Origin of the sequence: Nocardioides sp. NPDC006303, assembly GCF_040613175.1 — a bacterium.
Lineage (GTDB): Bacteria > Actinomycetota > Actinomycetes > Propionibacteriales > Nocardioidaceae > Nocardioides.
On the sequence record NZ_JBEXRR010000047.1, the window covers coordinates 40,292 to 47,169 of the forward strand.

The window sequence follows — 6,878 nt, forward strand, 5'->3', positions numbered from 1 at the left end:
ACGGCCTATGCTGCGATTGAACGTTTCAGGAAGGAGCCCAGGTGGCGATCACCCCAGGTGCGGGCACCCCGCGCAGCGCCTCGGTCAAGGACGTCGCGGCCACCGCAGGCGTCTCCCTCGGCACGGTGTCCAACGTGCTCAACCGGCCCGACCGGGTCAGCCGGACGACCCGCGAGCGGGTCGAGCGCGCGATGGCCGACCTCGGCTTCGTACGCAACGAGTCGGCGCGCTCCCTGCGCACCGGCAGCACCCAGTCGCTGGCCTACGTCATGCTCGACGCCGGCAACCCGTTCTTCACCGACGTCGCCCGCGGCATCGAGCTGGCCGCCGAGGCGGCCGGGCTCTCGCTGTTCCTGTGCAACAGCGACGGCCGCTCGGCCCGCGAGGGCGCCCACCTGGCCCACCTGCAGCAGCAGCGGGTCCAGGGCATCCTGATCACCCCGGTCGACCCCGACGACCCGCAGCTCGACCAGCTGATCGAGCGAGGCACCCCAGTAGTCATCGTCGACCGCACCCGGGCCGGGTCGTCGTTCTGCTCCGTCGCCGTCGACGACGTCCTTGGCGGGCGGCTGGCTGTCGAGCACCTCATCGACGCCGGCCACAAGCGGGTGGCGTACGTCGGTGGGCCGGAGTCGATCGGACAGGTCCGCGACCGTGGCGAGGGCGCCCGGCAGGCCTGGGCCGAGGCCGGGCTGCCGCCCGAGGACCTGATCACGCTCTCCTGCGAGGCCCCGACCGTCGCCTGTGGCCGCGCCGCCGGCGAGCGGCTCGTCGGGCTGCCCGCCCGGCGCCGCCCCACCGCCGCGTTCTGCGCCAACGACCTGCTCGCGCTCGGCCTGCTCCAGCAGACGATCTCCGGCGGCCGGACCGTACCCGGCGACCTCGCGATCGTCGGCTACGACGACATCGAGTTCGCCGCCGCAGCAGCCGTGCCGCTCACCTCCGTACGCCAGCCACGCCAGGACCTCGGCCGCCGCGCTGCCGAGCTGCTCCTCGACGAGGTCGGCGACCCCACCCACGAGCACGAGCAGGTCGTCTTCACCCCCGAGCTCGTCGCCCGCGCCTCCACCCTCGGACGCCCCTGACCGCCGAGTCGGCCGGAGCAGGAGCGGGCGTACGTCTTCATCGGATGCCTTAGGCTCCAGGATCGGAAGCCGAAGGAGAGTCAGTTGGCCGGAGAACGCGCAGCGACGCTGAGCGATGTCGCCCGCGAGGCAGGGGTCTCGCTGGCCACCGCGTCGCGGGCGTTGAACGGCAGCGACCGGGTGGTGCGCCCCGAGCTGCAGGAGCGGGTCCTGGCCGCGGCGAACAAGCTCGGCTACACGCCCAACGCCAACGCCCAGGCCATGGCGCGCGGCTCGACCGAGACGGTCGGGCTCCTGGTGAAGGACATCTCCGACCCCTACTTCTCCACCATCGCCGGCGGTCTGGCCGACGAGGCCGAGAAGCACGGCCTGCTGGTGATGCTGTGCAACACCGGCGGCCAGCCCGAGCGCGAGCAGAAGTTCCTGGCCGCGCTGCGGCGCCAGCGCAGCCGGGCGATCGTGCTGGCGGGAAGCGACACGGCCGACGTACGCCACACCAGCGAGGTCGCCGACCTGCTGACGTCCTACTTGGACGGCGGCGGCCGGGTGGCCGCGATCAGCCAGCCGCGCCTGCCGGTCGACACCGTCGTGATCGACAACCACGGCGGCGCCAAGGCGCTGGCCGAGCAGCTGGTCGGCCTCGGCTACCGCCATGCCGCGGTGCTCACCGGTCCCGAGAACCTGCTGGTCTCGGCCGAGCGCCACGCCGGCTTCGCGGAAGGGTGGCTCGAGGCGACCGGCTCGGAGCCGGCGTACGTCTCCGACGAGTTCAGCCGCGACGGCGGACGCCGGGCGATGACCCGGCTGCTCGATGACGGCCCGAAGGTGGACTGCGTCTTCGCGGTCAACGACCTGATGGCGGTCGGCGCCCTGGCCGCGTGTCGGCAGGCCGGCGTCGAGGTGGGGCCCGATCTGGCCGTCGCCGGCTTCGACGACATCGCCACGCTGCGCGACGTGACACCGGGGCTGACCACCGTACGTCTCCCCCTGGCCGACATCGGCCGGCTCGCGCTCGAGCTCGTCCTCGGCAAGCCGTCGGCGGAGCTTCGCAAGCGGTCCGTCCACGGCGAGGTCGTGCTGCGGGAGAGCACTCCCCCGCGCTCCTGAGTCCGGCTCAGCGGAACACCCTCTTGCGACGGCCATCACATTTGCCATACCGTACTGGAAAGCGCTTTCCCCATCGCTCTCCCGGACTTCCAGCAGACGAGGAACCCTCACATGGCCACACGACGGCTCGGCATCATCATGAACGGCGTCACCGGACGCATGGGCTACCGCCAGCACCTGGTGCGCAGCATCCTGGCGATCCAGGAGCAGGGCGGTGTCGAGCTCTCCGACGGCACCCGGATCCTGCCCGACCCGATCCTGGTCGGACGCAATGCCGAGAAGCTCCAGGACATCGCCAAGGAGCATGGCCTGGACCGTTGGACCACCGACCTCGACGAGGCCCTCGCCGACGCCGAGGACACGGTCTACTTCGACGCCCAGCTGACCAACGTCCGCGAGGTCGCCATCACCAAGGCGGTCGCGGCCGGCAAGCACGTCTACACCGAGAAGCCGATCGCCGACGACGTCGAGGGCTCGCTGCGCCTGGCCCGTCTGGCGGCCGACGCGGGCGTGAAGAGCGGCGTCGTCCACGACAAGCTCTATCTGCCGGGTCTGCTCAAGCTGCGCCGCCTGGTCGAGTCCGGCTTCTTCGGCCGCATCCTCAGCGTGCGCGGGGAGTTCGGCTACTGGGTCTTCGAGGGCGACCTGCAGCCCGCCCAGCGGCCGAGCTGGAACTACCGCAAGGAGGACGGCGGCGGCATCACCACCGACATGTTCCCCCACTGGAACTACGTCCTGGAGAACCTCTTCGGCAAGGTCGAGGCCGTCACCGCCAAGGTCGTCACCCACATCCCCGAGCGCTGGGACGAGAAGGGCAACGCGTACGCCGCCACCGCCGACGACTCCGCCTACGGCATCTTCGAGCTCGAGGGTGGGATCGTCGCGCAGATCAACTCCTCATGGGCCACCCGGGTCAACCGTGGCGAGCTGGTCGAGTTCCACGTCGACGGCACCCACGGCTCCGCCGTCGCCGGCCTGCACCACTGCGTCGCCCAGGACCGCAACCTGACCCCGAAGCCGGTCTGGAACCCCGACCTGGTCGAGAGCATCCGGTTCCGCGAGCAGTGGTCCGAGGTGCCCGACAACCAGCCCTTCGACAACGGGTTCAAGGCCCAGTGGGAGCAGTTCATCCGCTACGTCGAGGGCGACGGCAACCACCCCTACGACTTCATGGCGGGGGTCCGCGGCGTACGGCTCGCCGAGGCCGGGCTCGCCTCCTCGACCGAGGGCCGCCGGATCGAGCTCGGAGAGATCCAGCTGTGACCTCAATACGCCTCCCGCTGCCCGACGGCGGCACCGAGCTCCACACGCTCGCGGCCCCCAAGGAGTGGACGAAGCCGACTGCGCCGTTCACCTCCCGCACCGCGTACGCCGCCGCCCACGTCGTCCCCCGCGTGCTCGCCGAGAACGTGCCCGGCGCCCCCGCGGACATCGACTGGGACCGCACCCTGGCCTACCGGCACGAGCTGTGGTCCTACGGTCTCGGCGTCGCCGAGGCAATGGACACCGCGCAGCGCGGCATGGGGGTCGACTGGACCGCCGCGGCCGAGCTGATCCGCCGCTCCGCCGCCGAGGCGGCCACCGTGGGCGGGTCGATCGCCTGCGGCGCCGGCACCGACCAGCTCGCCCTCGACGCCGTCCCCGAGGGCAGGGCCGGCCTGGCCACCGTCATCGACGCCTATCGCGAGCAGATGAAGGTCGTCGCCGACACCGGCGCGACCACCATCGTGATGGCCTCGCGCGCGCTCGCCCGGGTCGCCCGCAGCGCCGAGGACTATGCCGAGGTCTACGCGACCATTCTCGACGAGGCCGAGAGCCCGGTGATCCTGCATTGGCTGGGCGACATGTTCGACCCGGCGCTGGCGGGCTACTGGGGCTCCTCCTCGGTCGAGGAGGCGACCGAGACGTTCCTCGACGTCATCCGGGCCCGTCCCGGCAAGGTCGACGGGGTCAAGGTCTCGCTCCTCGACGCCGAGCACGAGGTCGGGCTGCGCCGGGCGCTGCCCGGCGGCGTACGGCTCTACACGGGGGACGACTTCAACTACCCCGAGCTGATCGTCGGCGAGGGGACCGAGGAGGGCGAGTTCTCGCACGCGCTGCTCGGCATCTTCGCCGCTATCTACCCGGCCGCCTCTGCCGCGCTGCAGGCGCTCGACGACGGTGATCCCGAGACGGCCAAGCAGCTGCTGGAGAGCACCCAGGCGCTCGGCCGGAAGATCTTTGAGGCGCCGACCTACTACTACAAGACCGGGATCGCGTTCCTCTCCTGGCTCAACGGCCACCAGCCCGGCTTCTCGATGGCCGGCGGCCTGCACACCGGTCGCTCGGTGCCCCATCTGGCCGAGGTGTTCCGGCTGGCCGACGCGGCCGGCCTGCTGACCAGCCCCGACCTCGCGGCCGCACGCATGCGCGCCTTCCTCACCGTGCAAGGAGTCGACCAGTGACCGACAGCAGCACCGGGCTGGAACGCCTCTCGCTCAACACCAAGACCACCAACTCCTGGACCCTCGCCGAGGCCGTCGACGGAGCCGCTCGCGCCGGCATCCCCGCCCTGGGGCTGTGGCGCGACCGCGTGCACGAGGCCGGGCTGGAGAAGGCCGCCAAGCTCGTACGCGACGCCGGGCTGCGCGTCTCCTCGCTCTGCCGCGGCGGCTTCCTGACGGCCTCCGACGAGGCGGGGATCGCCGGCGCTCTCGAGGACAACAAGCGGGCGGTCGACGAGGCCGCGACGCTCGGCACCGACGCGCTGGTGATGGTCGTCGGCGGCCTCCCCGAGGGCGATGTGGACCTGGCCGGCGCCCGGGAGCGGGTCGCCGAGCGGCTCGCCGAGCTGGCCCCGTACGCCGGCGACCACGGCGTGAGGCTCGTCCTGGAGCCGCTGCACCCGATGTACGTCGCCGACCGCGCGGTCATCTCGACCCTCGGTCAGGCGCTCGATCTGGCCGCGCCGCACCCGGTCGACGCGGTCGCGGTCGTCGTGGACACCTTCCACGTCTTCTGGGACCCGGACATCGCGGCCCAGATCGAGCGGGCCGGCGTGGAAAGCCGGATCGCGGCGTACCAGGTCTGCGATTTCAACCTGCCGATCCCCTCCGACGCGCTGCTGGCGCGCGGGATGATGGGCGACGGGGTCATCGACTTCGCGTCGATCACGCGGATGGTCGCCGCGACCGGCTACACCGGCGACGTCGAGGTCGAGATCTTCAACGAGGCGGTCTGGGCCGGCGACCCCGACGACGTGCTCGCCACCATGGCGCAGCGCTACCGCGACCTCGTCCTCCCGTACCTGTGATGCCGGCTCGTCGGGTCGTCGTCGCCTGCGACAAGTTCAAGGGCTCGCTGACCGCGCGCGAGGTCGACGAGGCGGTGGCCGCCGGGATCCTCGCGGCGAACCCCGAGACAGAGGTACGGATCGTGCCGATTGCCGACGGCGGCGACGGCACCGTGGCGGCGCTGGCCGGTGCCGGTTTCGACCTGGTGCCGGTCGAGGTCGCCGGCCCGACGCTCGAGCCGGTATCGGCACACTACGCCGTACGCGGCGACCTGGCGGTCGTCGAGCTCGCCGACACCTGCGGACTGCTGCGGCTGCCCGGTGGCCGGCTCGCCCCGCTGACCGCGTCCTCCCGCGGTCTCGGTGAGGCCGTGCTCGCCGCCATCGACGGTGGTGCCGGCGCGGTCGTTCTCGGGCTCGGTGGGAGTGCCAGCAACGACGGCGGCGCGGGAATGCTCCGCGCCCTCGGGGCACGCCTCCTCGACGCAGCCGGGTCCGAGCTCCCCGAGGGCGGCGGCCCTCTCGGAAGCCTCGCGGAGATTGACCTCACCGGTCTCGACCCTCGTCTCCAGGAGACCGAGATCGTGGTCGCCTGCGACGTCGACAACCCGCTGCTCGGCCCTCGCGGCGCGGTCGCCACCTTCTCCGCGCAGAAGGGCGCCGGCTCCGTGGACCAGGAGCTGCTCGAGGCAGCCCTGGCGACGTACGCAGCCAAGGTCGCCGCGGCCACCGGGCGCGATCACGCCGGGATCGTCGAGGCGCCCGGCGCGGGCGCGGCCGGTGGCGTCGGGTTCGCCGCCCTCGCGGTGCTCGGCGGCAGCGTCGAGCGCGGCGTCGAGCTGCTGCTCGGCCTCGTCGGCTTCGCCGAGGCACTCGCGGGCGCGGACCTGGTCATCACCGGCGAGGGCTCCTTCGACCACCAGACCCTGTCCGGCAAGGCGCCGATGGGCGTGCTCCAGGCTGCTCGCGAGGCGGACATCCGCGCCGTCGTCGTCTGCGGCCGCACCACCCTCTCCCCCGTCGAGGCGGAGCAGGCGGGGGCCGCCGAGGTGCGCGCGCTCACCGACCTCGAGCCCGACCCCGAACGCTGCATGACGAACGCCGCCGAGCTGCTCTCACAGCTCGGCGGCGAACTCGGGTAACACGTCGTTCGTAGGTCTGTCCGGTCGTTCCCATAGGGCGAGTAGTCCTACGAACAGCGTGTTACCTGAAGACGCTGGATCTCGACCCGCCCGTCGTTCCGGGCGAGCGAGCTCGCCGGAACGGGGCTTGCTCGATCTCCTCGCGTTGCGACCCTGCGACTGCGTCGGGCCGGGTTCAAGGACTTCGAGACCCGGCTGAAGACGCCCGGTGGCTTCGCCCTGCCCAACGGCCCGCGCGACTCGCGCACCTTCAACACCGCGACCGGCCGGGCC

General features: G+C 72.1%; 6 protein-coding genes. All 6 read left to right on the plus strand.

Annotation, left to right across the window (positions count from 1 at the left end; all coding sequences use genetic code 11):
- Nucleotides 1-41: 41 nt before the first annotated feature.
- A complete protein-coding gene (locus ABZY89_RS25545) occupies nt 42-1,085 on the plus strand; it encodes a LacI family DNA-binding transcriptional regulator (protein ID WP_355231750.1) in 1,044 nt (347 codons plus the stop codon).
- Nucleotides 1,086-1,169: 84 nt separating this feature from the next.
- On the plus strand, nt 1,170-2,192 hold the full coding sequence (locus tag ABZY89_RS25550; RefSeq protein ID WP_355231752.1) for a LacI family DNA-binding transcriptional regulator: 1,023 nt from the start codon (nt 1,170-1,172) through the stop codon (nt 2,190-2,192).
- A 111-nt stretch (nt 2,193-2,303) separates the two neighbouring features.
- Nucleotides 2,304-3,455 carry a Gfo/Idh/MocA family oxidoreductase gene (locus tag ABZY89_RS25555; protein ID WP_355231753.1) on the plus strand — a complete coding sequence of 384 codons (1,152 nt, stop codon included), beginning with the start codon at nt 2,304-2,306 and terminating at the stop codon, nt 3,453-3,455.
- Nucleotides 3,452-4,636 (plus strand): dihydrodipicolinate synthase family protein, encoded by a 1,185-nt coding sequence (locus tag ABZY89_RS25560; protein WP_355231754.1) that lies wholly within the window; start codon nt 3,452-3,454, stop codon nt 4,634-4,636. Before ABZY89_RS25555 ends, ABZY89_RS25560 begins: the two co-directional genes overlap by 4 nt.
- Nucleotides 4,633-5,484 carry a sugar phosphate isomerase/epimerase family protein gene (locus tag ABZY89_RS25565; RefSeq protein WP_355231756.1) on the plus strand — a complete coding sequence of 284 codons (852 nt, stop codon included), beginning with the start codon at nt 4,633-4,635 and terminating at the stop codon, nt 5,482-5,484. Before ABZY89_RS25560 ends, ABZY89_RS25565 begins: the two co-directional genes overlap by 4 nt.
- Nucleotides 5,484-6,605, plus strand: coding sequence for a glycerate kinase (locus tag ABZY89_RS25570; protein WP_355231758.1), 1,122 nt, complete (start codon nt 5,484-5,486; stop codon nt 6,603-6,605). Before ABZY89_RS25565 ends, ABZY89_RS25570 begins: the two co-directional genes overlap by 1 nt.
- Nucleotides 6,606-6,878 lie beyond the last annotated feature (273 nt).

What these genes read in the sequence shown, in the direction of transcription:
- ABZY89_RS25570 (WP_355231758.1), top strand. Translation starts at nt 5,484, where the DNA reads ATGCCGGCTCGTCGGGTCGTCGTCGCCTGCGACAAGTTCAAGGGCTCG.
- ABZY89_RS25555 (WP_355231753.1), top strand. Translation starts at nt 2,304, where the DNA reads ATGGCCACACGACGGCTCGGCATCATCATGAACGGCGTCACCGGACGC.